The organism is Pseudomonas sp. LJDD11 (assembly GCF_024584215.1).
Taxonomy (GTDB): Bacteria; Pseudomonadota; Gammaproteobacteria; order Pseudomonadales; family Pseudomonadaceae; genus Aquipseudomonas.
The window spans coordinates 192,245-212,751 of the sequence record NZ_JANJFL010000004.1 but is presented as its reverse complement, the minus strand read 5'-3'; the positions used below and the strand labels follow the sequence as shown (position 1 = coordinate 212,751).

General features: G+C 59.6%; 21 protein-coding genes, 2 tRNA genes and 2 pseudogenes. 12 read left to right on the top strand and 13 right to left on the bottom strand.

All coding sequences use genetic code 11. From position 1 onward, the window contains the following. Window positions 1-4: 4 nt before the first annotated feature. A complete protein-coding gene (locus NRB16_RS07370; RefSeq protein ID WP_257105816.1) occupies window positions 5-2,023 on the bottom strand; it encodes an alpha-1,4-glucan--maltose-1-phosphate maltosyltransferase in 2,019 nt (672 codons plus the stop codon). 293 nt (window positions 2,024-2,316) lie between these two features. On the opposite strand from NRB16_RS07370, the gene NRB16_RS07365 reads away from it, so the two are divergent. Beyond that, complete coding sequence (locus NRB16_RS07365) at window positions 2,317-3,906, top strand: sensor domain-containing diguanylate cyclase (protein WP_052483600.1); 1,590 nt, start codon at window positions 2,317-2,319, stop codon at window positions 3,904-3,906. 46 nt (window positions 3,907-3,952) lie between these two features. On the opposite strand, the gene NRB16_RS07360 is transcribed toward NRB16_RS07365, so the two are convergent. Both NRB16_RS07360 and NRB16_RS07355 read right to left on the bottom strand, forming a co-directional pair. Continuing rightward, window positions 3,953-4,480, bottom strand: coding sequence for a hypothetical protein (locus tag NRB16_RS07360; protein ID WP_045490484.1), 528 nt, complete (start codon window positions 4,478-4,480; stop codon window positions 3,953-3,955). A 165-nt stretch (window positions 4,481-4,645) separates the two neighbouring features. Next, a complete protein-coding gene (locus NRB16_RS07355) occupies window positions 4,646-7,498 on the bottom strand; it encodes an EAL domain-containing protein (protein WP_084710040.1) in 2,853 nt (950 codons plus the stop codon). A gap of 207 nt (window positions 7,499-7,705) precedes the next feature. Here NRB16_RS07355 and NRB16_RS07350 point away from each other — a divergent pair, with 207 nt between their 5' ends. The 3 genes from NRB16_RS07350 to NRB16_RS07340 all read left to right on the top strand — a co-directional run bounded on the left by NRB16_RS07350 (window position 7,706) and on the right by NRB16_RS07340 (window position 8,913). Further along, complete coding sequence (locus NRB16_RS07350) at window positions 7,706-8,083, top strand: hypothetical protein (protein ID WP_045490483.1); 378 nt, start codon at window positions 7,706-7,708, stop codon at window positions 8,081-8,083. A gap of 126 nt (window positions 8,084-8,209) precedes the next feature. Next, complete coding sequence (locus tag NRB16_RS07345) at window positions 8,210-8,572, top strand: NUDIX hydrolase (RefSeq protein WP_045490481.1); 363 nt, start codon at window positions 8,210-8,212, stop codon at window positions 8,570-8,572. Between the two features lie 107 nt (window positions 8,573-8,679). Then, window positions 8,680-8,913 carry a zinc-ribbon domain-containing protein gene (locus NRB16_RS07340; RefSeq protein WP_045490480.1) on the top strand — a complete coding sequence of 78 codons (234 nt, stop codon included), beginning with the start codon at window positions 8,680-8,682 and terminating at the stop codon, window positions 8,911-8,913. A 107-nt stretch (window positions 8,914-9,020) separates the two neighbouring features. Here the strand turns inward: NRB16_RS07340 and NRB16_RS07335 are convergent. Continuing rightward, window positions 9,021-9,097 (bottom strand) — tRNA-Val (locus NRB16_RS07335). A gap of 216 nt (window positions 9,098-9,313) precedes the next feature. On the opposite strand from NRB16_RS07335, the gene NRB16_RS07330 reads away from it, so the two are divergent. Then, window positions 9,314-9,529 carry a hypothetical protein gene (locus NRB16_RS07330; RefSeq protein ID WP_144403290.1) on the top strand — a complete coding sequence of 72 codons (216 nt, stop codon included), beginning with the start codon at window positions 9,314-9,316 and terminating at the stop codon, window positions 9,527-9,529. Window positions 9,530-9,538: 9 nt separating this feature from the next. On the opposite strand, the gene NRB16_RS07325 is transcribed toward NRB16_RS07330, so the two are convergent. Continuing rightward, window positions 9,539-11,032 (bottom strand): sensor domain-containing diguanylate cyclase, encoded by a 1,494-nt coding sequence (locus NRB16_RS07325; protein WP_045494628.1) that lies wholly within the window; start codon window positions 11,030-11,032, stop codon window positions 9,539-9,541. 227 nt (window positions 11,033-11,259) lie between these two features. Beyond that, window positions 11,260-11,336 (bottom strand) — tRNA-Val (locus NRB16_RS07320). 157 nt (window positions 11,337-11,493) lie between these two features. Here NRB16_RS07320 and NRB16_RS07315 point away from each other — a divergent pair. Continuing rightward, window positions 11,494-12,777, top strand: a complete 1,284-nt coding sequence (locus NRB16_RS07315; RefSeq protein WP_253140508.1) for an FAD-binding oxidoreductase — start codon at window positions 11,494-11,496, stop codon at window positions 12,775-12,777. 32 nt (window positions 12,778-12,809) lie between these two features. Here the strand turns inward: NRB16_RS07315 and NRB16_RS07310 are convergent, their stop codons facing one another. Continuing rightward, window positions 12,810-13,517 carry a peptidase C39 family protein gene (locus NRB16_RS07310; protein ID WP_373568440.1) on the bottom strand — a complete coding sequence of 236 codons (708 nt, stop codon included), beginning with the start codon at window positions 13,515-13,517 and terminating at the stop codon, window positions 12,810-12,812. Between the two features lie 217 nt (window positions 13,518-13,734). On the opposite strand from NRB16_RS07310, the gene NRB16_RS07305 reads away from it, so the two are divergent. Beyond that, window positions 13,735-13,926 (top strand): hypothetical protein, encoded by a 192-nt coding sequence (locus NRB16_RS07305; RefSeq protein ID WP_045490472.1) that lies wholly within the window; start codon window positions 13,735-13,737, stop codon window positions 13,924-13,926. A gap of 95 nt (window positions 13,927-14,021) precedes the next feature. Here the strand turns inward: NRB16_RS07305 and NRB16_RS07300 are convergent, their stop codons facing one another. Both NRB16_RS07300 and NRB16_RS07295 read right to left on the bottom strand, forming a co-directional pair. Next, on the bottom strand, window positions 14,022-14,771 hold the full coding sequence (locus NRB16_RS07300; RefSeq protein ID WP_257105815.1) for a TerC family protein: 750 nt from the start codon (window positions 14,769-14,771) through the stop codon (window positions 14,022-14,024). Window positions 14,772-14,804: 33 nt separating this feature from the next. Next, a complete protein-coding gene (locus NRB16_RS07295; protein WP_045490469.1) occupies window positions 14,805-15,047 on the bottom strand; it encodes a hypothetical protein in 243 nt (80 codons plus the stop codon). 133 nt (window positions 15,048-15,180) lie between these two features. On the opposite strand from NRB16_RS07295, the gene nhaR reads away from it, so the two are divergent. Continuing rightward, on the top strand, window positions 15,181-16,077 hold the full coding sequence (gene nhaR / locus NRB16_RS07290; RefSeq protein WP_045490467.1) for a transcriptional activator NhaR: 897 nt from the start codon (window positions 15,181-15,183) through the stop codon (window positions 16,075-16,077). 58 nt (window positions 16,078-16,135) lie between these two features. Here the strand turns inward: nhaR and NRB16_RS07285 are convergent. After that, a pseudogene (locus NRB16_RS07285) lies at window positions 16,136-16,339 on the bottom strand (MFS transporter); the annotation flags it as partial. Window positions 16,340-16,412: 73 nt separating this feature from the next. Next, window positions 16,413-16,594: pseudogene (locus tag NRB16_RS07280) on the bottom strand (transposase); the annotation flags it as partial. A gap of 34 nt (window positions 16,595-16,628) precedes the next feature. Here NRB16_RS07280 and NRB16_RS07275 point away from each other — a divergent pair. Next, on the top strand, window positions 16,629-16,958 hold the full coding sequence (locus NRB16_RS07275; protein ID WP_306456385.1) for a zinc ribbon domain-containing protein: 330 nt from the start codon (window positions 16,629-16,631) through the stop codon (window positions 16,956-16,958). A gap of 524 nt (window positions 16,959-17,482) precedes the next feature. Next, window positions 17,483-18,133 carry a YceH family protein gene (locus NRB16_RS07270; RefSeq protein WP_253110851.1) on the top strand — a complete coding sequence of 217 codons (651 nt, stop codon included), beginning with the start codon at window positions 17,483-17,485 and terminating at the stop codon, window positions 18,131-18,133. Here NRB16_RS07270 and NRB16_RS07265 read toward each other — a convergent pair whose 3' ends face one another. Next, on the bottom strand, window positions 18,134-18,946 hold the full coding sequence (locus tag NRB16_RS07265; RefSeq protein WP_257105814.1) for a shikimate 5-dehydrogenase: 813 nt from the start codon (window positions 18,944-18,946) through the stop codon (window positions 18,134-18,136). It abuts the gene before it with no gap. Window positions 18,947-19,172: 226 nt separating this feature from the next. On the opposite strand from NRB16_RS07265, the gene NRB16_RS07260 reads away from it, so the two are divergent. Both NRB16_RS07260 and NRB16_RS07255 read left to right on the top strand, forming a co-directional pair. Beyond that, on the top strand, window positions 19,173-19,553 hold the full coding sequence (locus NRB16_RS07260; protein WP_045490460.1) for a hypothetical protein: 381 nt from the start codon (window positions 19,173-19,175) through the stop codon (window positions 19,551-19,553). 133 nt (window positions 19,554-19,686) lie between these two features. Next, window positions 19,687-19,869, top strand: coding sequence for a hypothetical protein (locus NRB16_RS07255; protein ID WP_045490458.1), 183 nt, complete (start codon window positions 19,687-19,689; stop codon window positions 19,867-19,869). 9 nt (window positions 19,870-19,878) lie between these two features. Here NRB16_RS07255 and NRB16_RS07250 read toward each other — a convergent pair whose 3' ends face one another. Further along, window positions 19,879-20,439 (bottom strand): hypothetical protein, encoded by a 561-nt coding sequence (locus NRB16_RS07250; RefSeq protein WP_045490455.1) that lies wholly within the window; start codon window positions 20,437-20,439, stop codon window positions 19,879-19,881. Window positions 20,440-20,507: the final 68 nt, after the last annotated feature.

Below are 20,507 nucleotides of genomic sequence, written 5' to 3'. Positions count from 1 at the left end.
TGAACTACGTCGCGCTGATCCGCCAGATACCGAACGGCTGATAATGAGGATCGATGCGCATCCATTGCACCTTGCCGTACCAGGTCCAGCGGTGGCCGTTCATCAAGTCTTCGCCCTGTGTTTCGGCAGTGTCATGCAGCCCCATTTCCCAGAGCGGCAACTCGAAATGCGCTTCCTGGACGTTGTACGGATCAAGGCTGACCGCAACCAGGATGAAGTTGCTGCCGTCCTCGGTGCGCTTGCCGAAATACAGGATGTTGTCGTTCCAGACGGTATACAGCTTCAGGCCCAGATGGGTCTGCAAGGCCGGGTTCTGCCGACGAATCCGATTGAGCTGGGCAATCTCGGCGATGATATTGCCCGACGCGCTGAAGTCACGAACGCGGATCTGATACTTCTCCGAATCGAGGTATTCCTCCTTGCCAGGCAGCGGCGCCGACTCGCACAGTTCGAACCCCGAGTACATCCCCCACAACCCCGAGCCCATGGTGGCCAGCGCGGCGCGGATCAAAAACCCGGCGCGCCCGGAGTGATGCAGGAAATGCGGGTTGATGTCCGGTGTGTTGACGAAGAAGTTCGGCCGGTAGCAATCGCGCAACGGCGCTTGGTTGAGCTGAGTGAAATACTCCGACAGCTCGGCCTTGTTGTTGCGCCAGGTGAAATAGGTGTAGCTCTGCGAATAGCCGACCTTGCCCAGCCGCGCCATCATCGCAGGCTTGGTGAAGGCTTCGGCGAGGAACATGACGTCGGGGTGCTTGCGGCGCACATCATCGATCAGCCATTCCCAGAACGGCAGCGGCTTGGTGTGCGGGTTATCCACGCGGTAGATCTTCACACCTTCCGCGACCCAGCCAAGAATAATGTCGCGCAGTTCCAGCCACAGCGCAGGAATGGCGTCGGGTGCGTAGAAATCGACGTTGACGATGTCCTGGTATTTCTTCGGCGGGTTTTCCGCGTAGCGAATGGTGCCGTCCGGGCGCCAGCTGAACCAGCCAGGATGCTGCTCAAGCCACGGGTGATCCTGGGAACACTGAATGGCGAAATCCAGGGCGATTTCCAGCCCGTGTTCTGCCGCCGCAGCAACCAGAGCGCGAAAGTCCTCGCGGCTGCCCAGTTGCGGATGAATCGCCTCATGGCCGCCATCGGGGCTGCCGATGGCGTACGGGCTGCCCGGATCATCGGGGCCTGCGGTCAGCGAGTTGTTCGGCCCCTTTCGATGCGCGCGGCCGATCGGGTGAATGGGCGGGAAATACAGCACGTCGAAGCCCATGTCACGGATCATCGGCAGCCGCGCATGCACGTCATTGAATGTCCCGTGGCGCTGTGGGTCATCGGTGATCGAACGGGGAAACAGCTCGTACCAGCTGGCAAACTGCGCCAGCTCACGTTCCACATCCACTGGAAATTGCGGGCTGATGCTCAGGTAGCCACGGTTATCCGCCTGGGCCATCAGCGCCGCTGTTTCACTGCGCAGAAACAGCTCAACCCGGTGCTGCGCATCCTGGCCCTCAAAGCGTTGCAGCAGCGCCTGAAGCTGTTCGCGCAAGGCGCCCTGGCTGCGTTCAGCAGCGTGCTGCAGATGAATACGCCCCTCTTCCAGTTCAAGCTCGACCGGCACCCCGGCTGCATGCTTTTTTTCCAGCTCGTAGCGATAGCTGGCGAACTGATCGATCCAGGCTTCGAGCCGAAATACATAGCGGTCGACCGAGCCTGGGGTAAAGCGCCCCTGCCAGCCATCGTTGCCCAGCTCACGCATGCGCACACTGTGCCACTGCTCATCGCCCTCGGCACGCCAGCTCAATTGCACCGCCAGCTTGTCATGGCCGTCGGCGTAGACCTTGCTGGTCACATGGACCGGCTGGCCGACGATAGCCTTGACGGCGAAGCGCCCCGCTTCGAGCACCGGCGTGGTGTCTTCAATCACCACCCTGGGCAGTTGCAGCGCCTGGGTCAGTGACAGCGGCCGATTGACTTGCGAAACGACAAAGGCCTGGGCATCCGGACCGTAAGACTGTTGATTCATCGAGCCTCTCTCCTTACGCCTCTGGGACGCTCCGTTGAAGTTGAATGAGCTGCGCTCTTGAACAGGACCCGCGCGACGGCGGCCGCAAAGATTCCGAACGACCTGCATATGGAAAGTTCAAAGGTTTTAACGCCGTTGCCGATAGCCTCCGGTGCGCTCTGGGCATAGGTTCTTAACCTGCCGGGCAAGCATAGGAGGCTCTGGCGGATTTGCCCGCGGCGGCCACTTGTTATGCAAGCCAAATGGCCATCACTGTCTGTATGCTGAGCAGCGTCGAACAGGAAGAGATTTCAATGCAGGGACGTCCATCACGCGATTCAAGCAGTGCCGCCGCCGGCCCGTTGCCAGAGGACCGTGAACGCGCCACGCAGCTGCTGCGCCTGACCGTCATATTCATGCTGCTGGTGATCAGCACCTTCATGGCTGTCGAAGGCTGGCGCGCCTGGCGCGATTACCGCCAAGCGTTCGCAGCGGCCGAGAACTCGGTGAACAATCTGGCCCGTGCGACGGCCCAGCACGCCGAAGACGCCATTCGCCAGGTCGACATCCTGACCTCATTGCTGGCCGAACGTATCGAAGGCGATGGCCTGGAAAATATCGACGTGGGCAGAATGCACGCGCTGATGATCGAGCAGACCCGCATCATGCCGCAGTTGCACGGGCTGTTTGTTTACGATGCCAACGGCAAATGGATTGTCACCGACAAGACCGCTACCCCTGACTCAGCCAATAACGCCGACCGCGATTACTTTATCTACCACCGCACCCATACCGACCGTGCGGTGCTGGTCAGCCGGGTGGTCAGTAGCCGCTCGACCCAGGAACTGATCATTCCTGTCTCGCGCCGCCTCAACAATCATGACGGCTCATTTGCCGGGGTCATGCTCGGCACCGTCCGGGTCAGTTACTTCGTCGACTATTACGGCGACTTCAAAATCGACGATAAAGGCGCTCTGGTGCTGGCAATCCGTGACGGGACAATTCTGGTGCGCCGCCCCTTCGTCGCCGCGACCATCGGCAAGAGCCTGTCGCAAAGTGAAATATTCACCCGCTATCTGCCTTGGTCCAGCGCCGGGGTGGCCGAGGTCCGCGCGGTGGTCGACGGCACTTGGCGCCTGTATGGCTACCGGGCACTGAGCCGCTACCCGCTGGTGGTCGAAGCCGGCATCTCGCGCAGCTCAATCATCGCCCCCTGGCGCCAGGACCTGTTCAAGACCGGCCTCATTCTGTTGCTGTTGATTGCCGGGCTGGCCAGTTTTGGGGTTATCGTGATCCGCCAGTTGCGCGCGCGCATGAGCATGGAGACCGAGCTGCGCCGGGTACACGGGCTGGTCCGGGACATGGCCCTGACCGACAGCCTGACCGGCCTGGGTAACCGGCGCCGACTGGATCTGGCACTGGCCGAAGAGATTGCCCGGGCCCGGCGGCAGAACACCAGCCTGGCGCTGATCATGCTGGATGTCGATTACTTCAAGCGCTTCAATGACCGCTACGGCCACTCAGCTGGCGATGAGTGCCTGCGTCAGGTCGGCCAGGCCATTGCAGGCACCTTGCAGCGCGAAACCGACCTGGCAGTGCGCTACGGCGGCGAAGAATTCACCATTCTGTTACCCGATACGTCGCCGGCAGCGGCGGCGAAGATCGTTAGTGACCTGCTGGAGGCAATTCGCGGCCTGGCGATCGAACACCTCGACCACCCGACCGGTCAGGTCACCGCCAGCGCCGGCCTGACAGTCCACGCACCGCGCCGCGAAGACATTACTGCGCAGCTGATGATCAAAAGCGCCGACGCTTTTCTGTACGCCGCCAAGCATCGTGGACGAGATCAGTGGTGCGCCGCGCTGCAGCCAGCCAACGAGCAGGCCGCCGCTGCCAGCCCTTGAGTGCTGGCTGGAAAAAAAGCGACGCCCGAAGGCGTCGTAGAGCGGATCAGGCGATCAGTCCTGCCTTGAGTGCCTTGATCCGGGTGTTGATGTCTTGCTGGGCAATTTCCTGCTGTTGCTTCAGTGCCTCGGTAAACTTCTGATCGACCGCCTTCTGCTGCTCAGGACTCATCGCCTCGTACTGCTGCTTGCTGACACCCGTCAATTGCTCACGCAAGCGCTCGCTGGCCGGCTGCTGCATATAGTCAAGGAAGGCCTGCTGCGTCGAGGTCAGGTTCGACCCCTGCTCGGTCGACACTCCGTTGTCACCGTCGGCGACAGAGGCGGACAGCGATGACTGCCCCTGAGTCTTCAGGTTGAGCATCATCCGGGCAAATGACTCGTTATAGCCGGTGTCGCCCTGAGCATTACCTTGTGAGGCGGCACTGCCTGAGCCGGAGCTGAGCGTCGCCGCCGCTGCCTGCGTAATCGTCGGCACAAAGGCGCCAAACTCCTGAGACAGGTCGTCCAGCGTTCTGCGCCCGTTGACGAACCTGGAGGCCAGGCCTTCGAGCGTATTGTTGCTGACAAACATGATTGATCTCCTGCCGTTGCGGGGCTTTGTGGCCCCGATGAAGGTTCAGCAAGATAAGTGCCACTGTCGCGAGGCCTTGAATAACAAGGTGTCGGCCAATGCGCACGCGATTCAGCTTGCGCCCCGCTCGGCCATGGCTTGCCAGACCCGGCAAGCCTTTGCCGATCAGTTGGTCAGTGGCAGCATCAGACTGGCTTCAGGCATCGGTCTGGAAAAATGGTAGCCCTGCGCCTGCCCTGCACCGATCTCACGTAGCAGATCCAGGGTGACCGGATCTTCGACACCTTCGGCCACTACCGTCAGATCCAGTGATTCGGCCATGCGCACAATGGCGCGGACGATGGCCCGGCTTCGCGCACTGCTACTGAGTTCAAAAATGAATGACTTGTCGATCTTCAAGCCACTGAAATGGTACTGGTGCACGTAACTCAAGGATGAGAAGCCCGCGCCAAAGTCGTCGAGAACCACCGACACACCGTTGTCCGCCAGTTGCTTCATGGTCTGCCGGGCACGCTCGGGCTCAGCCACCAAAGCCCCTTCAGTCAGCTCAAGACAAATCCGCGACGGCGCTACGCCATGGTCAGCCAACAACGCCAGCACTTCGGCGGCGAACTCCGCCCGTGTGATGCTGTAGGCCGAACAATTGACATGCACGGCTGGCCAGTGCGCATTTTCCGGTAACGCGAGGATCTCGATCACCCGCTGCAACATGTACAGGTCCAGACGACCGATCAGCCGCAAGCCTTCCAGCGCTGACAGGAAGTTGCCCGGTGCAATCACCCGACCGTCCGGTTGATGCCAGCGAATCAGTGCTTCCAGGGCCAATAGCTTGCCACTGGTCACACAGACGATGGGCTGGAAATACGGCACCAGTTCGTCAGTACGCTTGAGCGCATTGCGCAGCGCGCCTTCCTGCTCGATCTGATCAGACACTTCGCGACGCAACTGCTGGTTGAACACCGCAAAACTGTCACGCCCGGCGTTCTTGACCCGATACATGGCGATATCGGCATCGCGCAGCAAGTCGTCAGGTTCTTTATGGAACTGCCGGTCAGCCCCTACCACGCCGATGCTGCACGACGAAAACACCGTATGGCCGTCGATTTGAAACGGCAAGTCAAAGGCCACCAGAATCCGCTCGGCAATCACGCTGCCCATCTCCAGCGACGCGCCTTGCGCCAGCACCGCGAACTCATCGCCGCCGAGCCTTGCCAACAAATCGTTACTGCGCATGCAACTGCGCAGGCGCTCAGCGGCCTGGATCAGCAGATCGTCGCCGCAGTGATGGCCGAGGGTGTCATTGACCAGCTTGAAACGGTCCAGGTCGATGAACATCACGATCAACTGCCGGTCGTCGTCGCAAAACTGCTGCCAGGCCGCCTGCAGGCGTTGCTGCAGATGGCTGCGGTTGGCCAGACCGGTCAGCGCATCGTGGGAGTTCTCGTACTGCAACTGGGCATTGGCCAGGTCCAGCTCACGGGTACGGTCATTAACCCTGGCTTCGAGCTGCAGGTTGGCGGTATGGATGGCTTCGGCGGCGCTGCGCCGTGACAGCGCGGTATCGATGTGCCGCGATACGAAGGTCAGCAGCTCTTGGTCGCGCAAGGTGTAACCCACCTCGGGCGAGTAGCTCTGCACCACCAGGATGCCGCGTACTTGCTCCCCCTCGAACAGCGGGATGCCCAGCCAGGACCAGGAACGATGCGACTCTTTCTGGGCCTCGATCTCGCCCTGGGCCTCCAGGCGCAGGGCTTGTTCCCGATCAATCAGGCAAGGACGCTGTTGACGGATGACATACTCGGTAAAACCCCGCTGGCCACGCCGGGTGCCGGGACGCGCAGTGCGTTCATCGACAAAATACGGAAACGCCACTTCACCGGTCGCGTTGTCATACAGAGCAATGTAGAAGTTCTGCGCCTCAAGCAACTCACCGACAATCACATGCAGGCCATGAAACAGCGCATCCATATCACCCTGCTGGCTGGCCAGCTCGGTGATCTGGAACAAGGCACTCTGCAGATGTTCGGCACGTTCACGATCGACCACTTCCTGACGCAATGCATGATTGGCCGCCGACAACTGCTGAGTGCGCAGCAGCACGGTCTGCTCAAGGTCGGTGCGATGCAGCAGCCGCTCCAGCGCCATGCCCACATGCTGCGCGACCACCTGGAACAACGTGCGGTCTTCTGTGCTGTAAATTCGCGAAGCGTCGTAGACCTGCATCGCCAGCATGCCGAACACCTCGTCGGCGGCGTTTTTCAGCGGCGCCCCCATCCAGAACTCAGGACGTTTGCCGGCGCAGAAGAACCGCCCCTGCGCCTCGCCCAACTCAATGTCATGAGCATCGACGAACAATGACTGGCCGCGGGTCAGCACATGCCCGGTCAGGGTTATCCGCTTTGGATCAAGAAACTCATAGCTGTCTGCGGCGGGCGCATGCTCGTCAGTGTTGTCGATGTAGTAAGGGAAGGTAATCTTGGCCCGCAGGCGGTCGTACAGCGCCAGAGAAAAATTCTCGGCGTCGATCAATGTCGTCAGTTGCTGGTGTACGCCTTTGATGAAGGTGCCGCGATCACGAGTGGAGCTGGCCAGCGAGCTGATTTCGTATAGCACTCGCTGGGTGGTCTGGGCGCGAATCAATGCCGCGCTCTGTAACAGCGACCCCAGATGCAGCGCCAGATCCGCCAGCCACGGAGTGTTAGCACACGATGCGCAAGCCAGCACCCAGCCCAGAGGTTCCTCGCCCATACCGGCGACCCGGCGCTGCAGGCCTCTGGCGCGACAAAATGCCTCGACATCGCTACCGGCAATGCGCTCGGGCCAATCGTAACCCTGACCATCGCAGCCGAGCAGATGCTTGTGCTCACCGGCCAGATAGGCCGCCCAGCGCTGCCCGGGATGCGCCGCTCTCAGTGCGTCGAGCAGCTCAGTAATGGCCGCCGAACGATGGCTGCCAGCCCTGGCCAACGGGTCATGCAGCGAGCGATGGGCATCGTGGATCACTATGGGAACATTCATGAAAGCAGCACATCCATAAACGTGGAGTCAGGTCCCGCATCCTGCTGGGAGAAAAGCTGGCTATTCTAAGCGACCGCCACTGATCGCACATAGCCATAAATGGCCAAGGCCGGCCGACGGGCACCCGCCTGCTCGTCTCCTGGCCGTTGACACGCGGCTCACAGGCGCGCGCAATGGTTATCCGGTTGAAACAATGGAGAAATGAACATGGCTAAGATCAACGTTTTAGCGGGGGATTTTCTTCAAGGTGATGGCGAATATCGCTCGGGCACCATCACACTTGTCACCCCGTTGTTTCCATGGCCGGGTATCAGCTTTCGGCACAGCGACATCAAATCGGTAGAAATCGCCAGCCAGGGACATAATAGAAGCCTTGAAGGCACTCTCGGACGCGGCTTGGCCGGCGCGCTGGTGTTGGGTGCGGTGGGCGCAGCAGCAGGCATGATGCTGGGCGGCGAAGGAAAGGAAATCACCTTTCTGGCGACGCTCAAGGATGGCCGGGCATTGCTGGGCGCTACGGACGACGGAACCTATCGCGCAATGGCGCAGCAAGTCAGCACAGCCTCTGGGACCGGGGATTTCTGATTATTGTTGAAAGAGCCCGGCATGCCGGGCTTTTTCATACGTTCAGAAAACTCTGAACCTTTATCGCTACAAACGGGACAAAGCCTGCAATGGAGCGATCCGTCGCAGACAGGAACTGTAAGAACGATGAAAGCCAGAGCGACCGTTATCTGCAAGCGCGATAACCAGATTCTGTACGTACGCAAACCCAAATCCCGCTGGGCGTTGCCCGGTGGCAAGATAGAAGCCGATGAAACCCCGCAACAAGCCGCGATCCGGGAACTCTGCGAAGAAACCGGACTGCACGACCTCGACCTGCGCTATCTGGCTCAATATCCCGGCAATCAAGTGCTGCATTACGTGTTCATCACCGAAGTGCCACAGCACGAAACACCCCGCCCGCTCAATGAAATCAGCGATTGCCAATGGCTGGCCGACAGTGAAATAGGCCAACGCAAGGCCAGCAATGCGACCCGGCGCATCATCCAGTATCTTGCCCGTCGCCACTGATCCAGCAGCGCAACTGCCAAGCAGCGCACAACTTCACAACCCTGCGCGAACCGCGCCTTGGTGAAGAGGTCTTACCGGCATTGAAAACAACCGATGCCGGAAAAACCATGAGCCTGATCGACTGCCCTGAATGCAATGCGCGGATTTCCGATAAAGCCTACGCCTGCCCACAGTGCGGCAACCCGATGAATGCAGGCCCGGGCAATCGCCTGCTCAGCGAAAAGAACATCGGCCAGATCGCCGGCGCGACGGGTGTGTGGCTGACCGCGCCATGGATTGCGCGGATGATCTTTGGCGTGGTGCTAGTGATTGCCGGCGCGGCGGTGCTGATTTTCAGATAAGCCAATGGTCGCAAGCCATGCGACCGGCAGCTGAAACAAGTGCAAAACAAAAAGGGCAACCCTTGTGGATTGCCCTTTTTGATACCGCCAGCAGAGGCGGATTTGTTTGGTAGGCACGATTGGACTCGAACCAACGACCCCCACCATGTCAAGGTGGTGCTCTAACCAACTGAGCTACGTGCCTGCTGTGGGGCGCATTCTACGGATATCCATAACCCTGTCAATCAGTTTTTTTCACTAAGCCACTGAAAAGATGGATTTTTATAATCCTCTGTGTGAACCCTTCGCGCCTCAAGCGGCTCAAAGAAGCACATGACATCCGACGGAATAATCATCGGGCGTCTTGCTTTTGACGCCAGAATGCCATCATATGGTATTAACACTTTAGTAGAGGTCCGCCATGGTTTCACTAATGACATTGGGTATCGACGAGACGGACTTCTCCTCGGCCACCGTGCAGGCCACCCTGCTTGCAATCACGACCCGCATGAACCGCATGGACAGCAACACCCCGGACGACAGCGGCGAGCTGGCCATGGATTATTCGCAACTTGCACTCTATGCAGACCGGCTGACCAACTTGCTGGCAAGCCCGAGCCTGCTCAAGCGCCCCTGAGCGCAAGGCTTACGCCTCAAGCCGGTTACGCCCCTGCGCCTTGGCCCGGTACAGGGCCTCATCGGCCGCTTCGACGATGGAACCATCCGCCAATTGCTGGCCGTTGAAGCACGCCATGCCGATACTCACACTGACCCGCCCATAGGGGCTGGCAGGGTGAGGGATACTCAGCGCCTCCAGACGCTGCAGTATCAAGGCCGCCACCTCCGACACGCCTTGGCTGTCGGTATCAGGCAGAATCAACGCCAGCTCTTCGCCGCCATAACGAGCAGCCAGGTCAGTGGCGCGCCTGACGCACCCGCCGATCGTCTGGCCAACCGCTTGCAGGCACTGGTCACCCGCCACATGCCCCAGGCTATCGTTGAAACGCTTGAAAAAGTCGATATCGACCAGCAACAGACCCAGTGTCGTGCCATTTCTCTGTGCGCGGGAAGACTCCATGAGCAGACGCTCATCAAAGCAGCGTCGATTGGCCAGACCCGTCAATGGATCCTGCAACGCTAATTGTTCAAGCTTCTCATTACTGCTCAATAACTGTTGCCGAGCAATCAGCAACTCCGATTCGCTTTCAATGCGCCGTTTGATATGCCGTAACAAGACCAGGCCGGCAGCCACGACAAAAACGATCAACACCGCCAATACCGCCAATGACAGCAGCGCTTCAAAACGCCAGTTGCGCAGAACTTCACTCTTCTCCCGGGCGACACTGACCAACAACGGCAACGTGTCACTTTGGCGAAAGGTCGAGATCCGCTCTACACCATCCAGACTGGAAGTAAATGTCGCATTCCCCGAGGAGCGACCCATGAAGTATTTTTTATAAATGGGCGACTGGGAAAAATCGCGCCCCATTTCTTCTTCGCGAAATGGATAACGCACCAGTAATTGGCCATGGGTAAACGCCAGTGAAATCGTACCGTTGTCACCCACATCAATTTTGCCAAACAGGTCGAGAAAGTTTTTGATGCCCAATGTAGCGGCCACCACGCCGGCGAACTGACCCTGCGAATCATTGACCCGGCGACTGATGGTAATGACCCAGACATCGGTCGAGCGATTCTGGATGGGCGGACCAATGAATATTTCGCTGGAGGCACTGCGCTGGTGATGAATGAAGTACGCCCGGTCAGCACTGTTCAGACCTTGTGCATGCAAGCCGGTGGAAGACAACAGCCAGTTACCCTGCCGATCGTAAATGGTTAAACCGTTGAGTTGCGGCATGACCCGCTGTTGGGCATGCAGCAATTTATCCAGGCGATCCAGTTGATGCTCGCCAAAACCCTCTGCCTCCAGACGTTCGACCAGACCGTTGAGCAGCATTGAACTCTGCCGGACGACACCATCGGAATAAGTGATCAATGCCTGCGCGAGATTCGCACCGTTGACATAGACATTATTGAGTGCCGCTTTACGTGCCGTGAACACTTTCCAACCGGTAATGAAGGTCAGTGCAAAACACACCACACATAACAGCACCACGGCGAGGTGAAGATCACGTTTCACTTGAATACCTGAAGGCAAATGCGCATTCAGCTTGGCCAACTGTTGTCACAATGGCAAGCCTGACAGGTACTGCAATTAAAAGTGCGCCGCCGGACGGTCGTTATCGACGCCCATGATGCGCTTTGCGCGAACAGTCATGAATCAAACGAACATTATGAAAAGCATAAAAAAAGGGCAACCCGACTGGGTTGCCCTTTTTGATACCGCCAGCAGGGGCGGATTTGATGTGGTAGGCACGATTGGACTCGAACCAACGACCCCCACCATGTCAAGGTGGTGCTCTAACCAACTGAGCTACGTGCCTGCTGTGGGGCGCATTCTACGGATAACCATAACCCTGTCAACGGTTTTTTTCGCTAACGTACTGAAATCGAAAACTTTTTATGGGCAACCGGTGTTGCGTGTCAAAAATCTCGGGTAGGATCAGCTCATTCGTCAATAATTTTAAACGGAACCCTCGAATGGCGAACATCACATACCCTCAGTCGTTTTATGCCGCTTCAGCCAATCCTGCGCCCGTACATGCCGCCCTGCAAGGCGAGGCACAGACCGATGTATGCATCATTGGCGCCGGCTACACCGGACTTTCCAGTGCGTTGTTCCTGCTGGAGCACGGCTTCAAGGTCACGGTACTGGAAGCCGCCAGGGTCGGCTTCGGCGCCTCAGGGCGCAACGGTGGCCAGATCGTCAACAGCTATAGCCGCGACATCGACGTGATCGAACGCAGCATGCCGGCCGACCAGGCGCGGCTATTGGGGGACATGGCCTTCGAGGGGGCACGAATCATTCGTGATCGGGTGGCACGCTACGGCATCGACTGCGACCTCAAAGACGGCGGCGTATTCGCCGCACTGAACCCACGGCAGATGGGCCATCTGGAAGCGCAAAAGCGTCTCTGGGAACGCTACGGGCATAACCAGCTTGAACTGCTGGATGCATCGCGCATGCGCCAGGTCGTGGCCTGCGACCAGTATGTCGGCGGCATGCTGGACATGAGCGGCGGGCATATTCACCCATTGAACCTGGCGCTGGGCGAAGCCGCTGCAGTGCTGGCATTGGGCGGGGTAATCCATGAACAATCAGCGGCCACCCGCATTGAGCGCGGCGCCAACCCGGTCGTGCACACCGCTCAGGGCCGGGTGCGGGCCAAGTTCGTCATCGTTGCCGGTAATGCCTACCTGGGCAACCTGGTGCCGGAGCTGGCCGCCAAGTCCATGCCGTGCGGCACTCAGGTGATCACCACCGAACCATTGAATGAAGAGCTGGCCCGTTCGCTGCTGCCCGATGACTACTGCGTCGAAGACTGCAATTACCTGCTCGACTACTACCGCCTGAGCGCCGACAAGCGTCTGATTTTTGGTGGCGGCGTGGTCTACGGCGCGCGCGATCCGGCCAACATCGAAGCCATTATCCGGCCCAAGATGCTCAAGGTATTCCCGCAGCTCAAAGACGTGAAGATCGATTACGCCTGGACCGGCAACTTCCTTCTGACCCTGTCGCGCCTGCCGCAGGTCGGTCGGCTGGGCGACAACATCTATTATTCCCAGGGTTGCAGCGGCCATGGCGTGACCTATACCCATCTGGCCGGCAAGGTGCTGGCTGAAGCCCTGCGCGGGCAGGCCGAACGCTTCGATGCGTTTGCCGGCCTGCCGCATTACCCCTTCCCTGGCGGCCAGATGCTGCGCACTCCGTTGACGGCACTCGGCGCCTGGTATTACAGCCTGCGCGACAAGCTCGGCTTTTGACCCGCCCAAGTTGACCCGCCCACGTGCGGCAGTTACTGCCCTGCCTGGCGGGTCAGCGCCTTGCGCGCCTCACCGGCGGCCTGCTCCTGGCCCGCTCGGGATAACTCATCAGCGGCCTGTAACCAGCGCTGCTGATCGACCTTGGCTGGCAGTTGCCGTGCGCCCTGCACCAGCACCGCCCAATGGCCGGCATCTGCCCAGGCGGAAGTGAAGCTGCTGAAACTCATGGTCTGACGCGGGTTCATGCCCGCCTGGAGAATCACCACGTCGCGGTAACGGTCGTAGCCTTTGAGCACGGCATAGCGCGGCTCCTTCCACAGCACCGCGCCCTCGCTGAAGCGCACCAGCACCGGATAGCCCGCCGCGACCTGGGTCATTAACGCGCGAAAGTTCTGGTCCAGCGGGTAGACCACAAATCCGTACTCGCGGGCGACCCGCTGTAGGTTCTGTTCAAGTTGCGCCTCGGCGCCCGGCAGTTGCAGATTCTTTTCCAGCAACCCCGGCGTCGTACCAACCCTATGATTGGCCAACATGCTGGCCAGCGCACCCGGCCCGCTCTGGTAGGCATTGCCACGAAACACGGGCACGGCCTTGAGTTCCACCCGATCGGGCAAGCCTTGTGGGTCCGGCGGTATGGCCGCCAGACGATGCGCTGAAGTGCCACAGCCAGCCAGCAGCGACAGCATGAGCACGGCCAGCACGCCCCTGGCCGACCGCAATGGAAAAGATACCGACAGCATGTTCCCTCACTTTTTCGAACGCCAGGCAACCGCTGACCTGACGGGAACGCCGATCATAGAGCCCTGCCCTGCGTCGGTATAGCCCGGTGGCGCAGTCTGCGGCTGTCAATAGATCAAAACGGTCGAAGCACAACGCCATTGGTCAATTTGGCGCAACACTTCCCGGACTAGACTGTCGGTTATCTAGAGAGCGCTAGAGAATACGTGGAGGCACACCATGAGCCCGGAAATGACCATTGTGATGCTGATCGCCGCCTGGCTGGCCGTTGCATGCGCCATGCTGTGGGGCGTCATGCGCATCGCCCGCCGCCATCATCAGCCGCTACGCCAGCCACCTCAAGTCCGACCGGCCGCCCTGCCGTCACAGCCTCTTGCCAAGCACAAGAGCCACCCTGCCGCCGCACACTGAGTCCCGGCCACTGCTGCATCCGCCATTGCCAAGCCACAAAAGCCAACGGCCGATCCCCTCACAGGGATCGGCCGTTGGCTTTATCCGCAGCGCCGTTACTGGGCAGCAGCGGCTTTCTTGCGCTTGGCGCGACGGGCCATCATGTTCAGCATCTCGATCAGCGCCGAGAAGGTCATGGCGGCGTACACGTAGCCTTTCGGTACGTGGGCACCGAAGCCTTCGGCGATCAGGGTCATACCGATCATGATCAGGAAGCCCAGGGCCAGCATCACCACCGTCGGGTTATCGTTGATGAACTTGGCCAGCGGTTCAGCAGCGACCAGCATCACCACCACAGCGGTCACTACCGCGATGATCATGATCGGCAGGTGTTCGGTCATGCCCACCGCAGTGATGATACTGTCGATGGAGAACACCAGGTCGAGCAACAGGATCTGCGCAATGGCCGCGCCCATGCTCAACGCCACCTTACCGCCAACAGTCGCCTCTTTATCCTCGGTATGGTCCATGCTGTGGTGGATTTCCGTAGTCGCCTTCCAGACCAGGAACAGACCACCGGCAATCAGGATCATGTCTTTCCAGGAGAACGCCTGACCCAGCACCTCGATGACCGGCTCGGTCAACTGCACGATCCACGCCACCGTACCGAGCAGGCCCAGACGCATGATCAACGCCATGCCGATACCCAGACGGCGCGCCTTCTCGCGCTGATGCTCGGGCAACTTGTTGGTCAGAATCGAAATAAAGATCAGGTTATCGATACCCAGCACGACTTCCATCACCACCAGCGTTGCCAATGCGATCCAGGCCGCTGGGCTGGTCGCAAGTTCCAACAGGTATTCCATAGTCATGCCCTGCTTATACAAGAGTTAATGAGATCAGATTTCCTGGCCGTTTTTTTCGCTTTCAGCCTTGGGCTTGGGCGCTGGCTCTATCACTGACAATTCGTCCTTGGCCTCTTCCAGTGCCTTGGTGGCCGCCTTGTGAGTGTCGTCGATGGCTTGCTTGGCCGAGTTGGCCGCAGTATCGAGCAATTGCTTGCCGGATGATTCAACCTGATCACAACCACTGATGACAACCAGCGAACAGGTCAAGAGTGCAGCATACATAGCGCTTTTCATGATTCCCTCAATGAGCGATGCCGGCAACGTCAAAGGTGCCCGGCGTTGGGAAGCATTCTAATGACTCTGAAACATCCGGAAAATTCGTATTTACAAGGTATATACTTCGTTTTTTACGAACTATTCGGTCGTTATGCTCAATTATCGACAACTGCACTATTTCTGGGTGGTGGCCCGTACCGGTAGCATCGTGCGTGCCTGTGAGCAATTGAACCTCACCGCACAAACCATCAGCGGGCAAATCAGCCTGTTGGAAGACAGCCTGGGCGTGGATCTGTTCCAGCGTGTCGGCCGGCAACTGGAACTGACCGAGGCAGGCCGGCTGGCCTTACCCTACGCCGAGCAGATGTTCCAGCTCGGAAACGAACTGGAAAGCGTGCTGCGCTCACAGCCCGGTGAACAGCACACGCTGTTCAGGATCGGCGTGGCCGACGTGGTGCCCAAGTCGATTGTCTATCGCCTGATCGCCCCGACCATGGAGCTCAACGAGCCAATCCGTATCACCTGTCGCGAAGACAAACTCGAACGCCTGCTCGCCGACCTGGCCATCCAGCGCCTGGACATGGTGGTGTCTGACAGCCCGATGCCGCCGCATTTGGATATCCGTGGCTACAGTCAGAAACTGGGCGAATGCGGGGTCAGCTTTTTTGCCACTGAAGAGGTGGCGCAGCGTCTGACCATGGAGTTTCCGCAGGCACTGGACGGCGCTCCACTGCTGATTCCAGGTCAAGACACCGTGGTACGCGCCAGGCTGATGCGCTGGTTTGCCGAGCAGAAAATCCGCCCGCAGATCATCGGTGAATTTGACGACAGTGCCTTGATGAAGGCCTTCGGGCGCTCCGGCAGCGGTGTATTCGTCGCCCCCAGCGTAATTGCCCACGAGGTTCAGGAGCAATATGGCGTACGCCTGATTGGCCAGACCGAGGCGGTGACCGAGTCGTTCTACGCCATTACCGTCGAACGCAAGGTCCGCCACCCAGGCGTGGTGGCCATCACCGAGGGCGCGCGCAGCAAGCTGTTCAGCGACTGACTGCGGTCGGCAGCGGATCGAACCTGAGCATCGCCAGGGCCAGCAGGATCGCCAGGCCGACGATGGCCAGGATGATCCCGACCCCGAAACGCGCCACCGCCCTGCCCGCGTGTTCCGGGCCTGCAAGATTGACCACGGTCTCGCTGGCCAGCGACCAGAACACCGGCAAGGCCAGCGCCGGCAGCAGTCGCGCCAGCGCCATCACGCCATAAATCGAAACGCCCAAATCGCGAGCCATGGCAGGCAACAAACCGACAATCACCCTATGCGCGAGAAGCCTCGGGGTTTAGCCCGAGGTCGAGAGCGCGGACGCCGCAGGCGTCCTGGTTGGGAGTCTACTGTTCTTCGATGTATTGGCGCAGGATTTCAATCGGCGCACTGCCGCAGCTAGAGGCGAAGCAGGATGGCGACCAGAGGACACCCCTTCGCTTGAGCCAGGGGTGGAAATCCCCGAACTGCTTACGCAGCAGTCTGGATGATACCCTCTGAGTGAAGCCACCCGATTCGACAACGCCACCCATAGCTTGAAAGACCAAACCATAATTCATGCCATGAACCACACCAGGACCCTCAAGCTCCGAATCAAAGACAAGCACGCGAAAACGCTGCTTGCGATGGCGCGCGAGGTCAATCAGGTGTGGAACTACTGCAATGAAACGAGTCATCGCGCCATCCGGGAACGCCACCAGTGGCTCACCACCCAGACGTGCTCGTGCTGTGGAAGCATTTCCACCAGCAGTCCGAAAGGTAGAGCCGGTTTGCGAATAAGAGAATGGACTTGCGTGTGCTGCGGTACAGCCCACGACCGTGATGTAAACGCGGCCCGGAACATTCTTGCGGCGGGGCATCGCCGTCTAGCTGTAGGAATCCCCGCTCTTTAGGGCGGGGAGGATGTCAAAAACTCCGTGGTCACCACCGTGAAGCCGGCGGCAGACAACAGATAGACAGCTAACATCAGAACACTCCAACAACGATACGCCCCGCATGCGGGCCGTCGGGTGAAACAGAGGCCGAAGAGCCTCTGACATAAAGATGCGGCGATTCACAAAGGCGCGGCAATTATAGACAGCCGGGGCTGGCATGTTGTTGCGGGTTTTGCGCTAGGGGCTGTTGCCGTTTCAGCGCAGGCCGCGTTGCAGTGCCAAATCGTGTCAGGCGAGGCGAAGGGCGCAGGAAATGGTCGCTCCCTTTTCAACAAGTCCTTCAACGACGCATGGCGCGATTTGGGGCGCAACCTGCAGGGCCGTGGCTGTTTTGTCGCACGTATTCCAACAGGTGAAGCCTATACAGGCCGACAAAACAGACCTCGGCGCGGTTGTGATGAAACGGTAACAGTCCCTACCCACTGGCAATTGTGCCTGACAAGCCCTAGGCTGGCCGCCTGCCATTGTCCAGGGAGCACACCATGACCGACACCCCCGAATCCAGCAATGAATCCTCAGCCCTGCTGCTCGATGCCACGCAGGTCCGGATTCTCGGCAGCCTGATTGAAAAACAGGCCACCAGCCCGGAAAGCTATCCCCTGACCCTCAATGCCTTGATGCTGGCCTGCAACCAGAAAACCAGCCGCGAGCCGATAATGAACCTCACTCAGGGCCAGATCGGCCAGAGCCTGCGGAGCCTGGAAAACCTGGGACTGGCCAAGCTGGTGATGGGCAGTCGCGCCGACCGTTGGGAGCACAAGCTCGACAGGCATCTGGAACTGGTCCCGGCGCAATTGATCCTCACCGGCCTGTTACTGCTGCGCGGCCCGCAGACCGTCAATGAACTGTTGACCCGCAGCAACCGCATGCACGACTTCGAAGACGCCGAGCAAGTGCAGCACCAGCTCGAACGCTTGATAGCCCGCGGCCTAGTGTCACTGCTGCCGCGTCAGGGCGGTCAGCGTGAAGATCGCTACATGCACAAACTTGGCAGCGAAGCCGACCTGCAAGCCCTGCTCGACAGCCGCCAGCAGGCGCCAGAACGCAGCGCTTCGGCCTCCAGCGACCGGCTCGATGAACTCGAAGCGCGTATCGCCGCGCTGGAAGCGCGGCTGGCGCAACTGGAAGGCTGATCAGCCACGGGCAAATGCAGCCGCCCGCTGGTATTGCTCATCGCTGGGCCGCACCCCGGTGTACAGCACGAACTGCTCCAGCGCCTGGATCGCCGCCACCTGATCGCCGGTGATCAACTGTTTGCCGAGCTGACGCCCGGCCTGGATCAGCGGCGTTTCGGCCGGGGTGGCGACCACGTCGAACAGGGTCTGGGCCGCCTCGATGGCCGGCCGGTCGAACGCCAGCTCATCAGCCTGGGCGCCTGTCATGCCCAGCGGCGTGACATTGACCAGCAAGGCCGGCCTCTCAGCCCCCAACTCCGGCACCCAGCGCCATCCGCAGGTGGCCGCAAGCTGCTCGCCGGCCTGCCGGTTGCGGGCCACGATCACCCCGTCGCTAAAGCCGGCATCCCGCATCGCACAGGCCACCGCCTTGGCCATCCCGCCACTGCCACGCAAGGCAAAAGCAGTACGCGGCACGGCGTGGCTGTCGAGCAACTGCGCGACGGCGATGTAGTCGGTGTTATAAGCCTTGAGGTGGCCGTCCGTGTTGACGATGGTATTGATCGACTCAATGGCCGCCGCCGACGCATCCAGCTCATCGACCAGGGCAATGCAGTCTTCCTTGAACGGCATCGATACACCGCAACCGCGAATGCCCAGCGCGCGCATGCCAGTGACGGCGCCGATCAGGTCATTGGGGGCAAAAGCCTTGTAGTAGAAGTTCAGGCCCAGTTCACGGTACAGATAGTTGTGAAAGCGCACGCCGAAGTTTCCGGGGCGGGCGGCCAGGGACATGCACAATACGGTGTCCCGACTGGCAGTAATGGACATGCGAATCTCCTGAACGGTATTGGCTAAAATCTGGACAACAGGCGTAAACTTGTTGCGACAGACAAATGCTCGAAAAGTGCCGTCTGTCGTCAGGGCTTCCACCTTACACAAACTTTACCCAGCGGCTTCGCAGTTTGAACAAAACCGCTGTCTTAGTATTAACCCCGTGGCAGCACTGAAAGACGGTGCCCTGCGACAACGGGTCGAAAGCCGAGGAACAACCGTCATGATTCGTCATTTTTCCAAGATCGCCCTGTTTGCAGGTGCCCTGGCGCTGGCAGGTCAAGCCAATGCCGGTGGCCATGGCTGGGGAGGTCCGGCGATAGCGGGTGCAATAGTCGGTGCCGCCGTGGTGGGCGCCGCCGTGGCCGGCAGCCGCGACCGGACCGTTTACGTAGAGCGCGAGCCTGTCTACATCCAGCGTGAGCCCGTGTACGTGCAGCCACGCAACGTGTATTACGCACCACCACCGCCACCGGTCTACTACCGCCCGGCACCGGTCTATGAAGTGGTCGAGCGCTACCCCGGCCCACCACCAGGCTACTACCGTCACTACGGTCCACCGCCACAGCCGGTGTACTACGGCCCACCACGCGGCCGCTGGTAAGACTCACCCAACCCCGCCCTTATGGCGGGGTTGTCGTTTATGGCCGTTGTATCAATGACCACTATCGAAAGTGTTGATTTCTGTCAGCCACCGGGCGTGAGTAAGGTGAACTGCATCGGTTACGGAGGCAGTCATGAACAAGGTCAATATCATGTCGGTGGTAGGCAGTGCAGTCCCGGCGCAATTGCGCGAGCAAGGGCTGCTGGCGTGCTGGTATCTGATGCGCGACGGTGAGGCGGTCAGCGGCCCGCTGACCTCGCTGCCCGCCGCCCAGGCGCTGTACCAACAATTGGAAAAGCCCAGGCTCAATGGCTGAAGCCGCGGCTCAAAGACGCTCAGCGATCACTACGATGATCTGACAACGCTGCGCCAGCTTTTGCAAACGTCGTTCAATAACCGTATACACCGCCCGATCAGTGCGACCGCTGTCCAGTTCATCGATTACATCGTTGGCGATTTGGCGCAGTTCATGGACGACCACGATCCGGTCGTCATTCAGATCATGCTTATGCGACTCGAACAACCGGTGCAGGTAGTCCTGCAAGGTGAATTTCAGACGATGCCGGTCATTGGCGCGCAGGTGCAACAGATTAAGGCTGATGCGCCCCTGCATTTCGCTCAACTCACCGCACAGGTACTGGATGCGCCGTGCGTAGCCCACTTCGCGCTCGCGCAATTGCCGCTGCGCTTCACGCGCCTGCTGGCTGCGCTGGATGGCCGGCACCGCCACTGCCAGCAACAACGCCACGATGACCCCGGTGGCCTGCACCCAGCCGGCCCAGTCCACTGGCTTGACCAGAAAACCGGCGCCCAGCATAACCACTGTAATTACCGCAGCAACGACAACCAGTAACAGGTAATCCTTGCCGATCAACCCCTTGGGCATTGCCTGACTCCTTGAACCCGTGACATTCGAATGACGTGGGATGCTAATCGGTGTAGGTGACAGATACC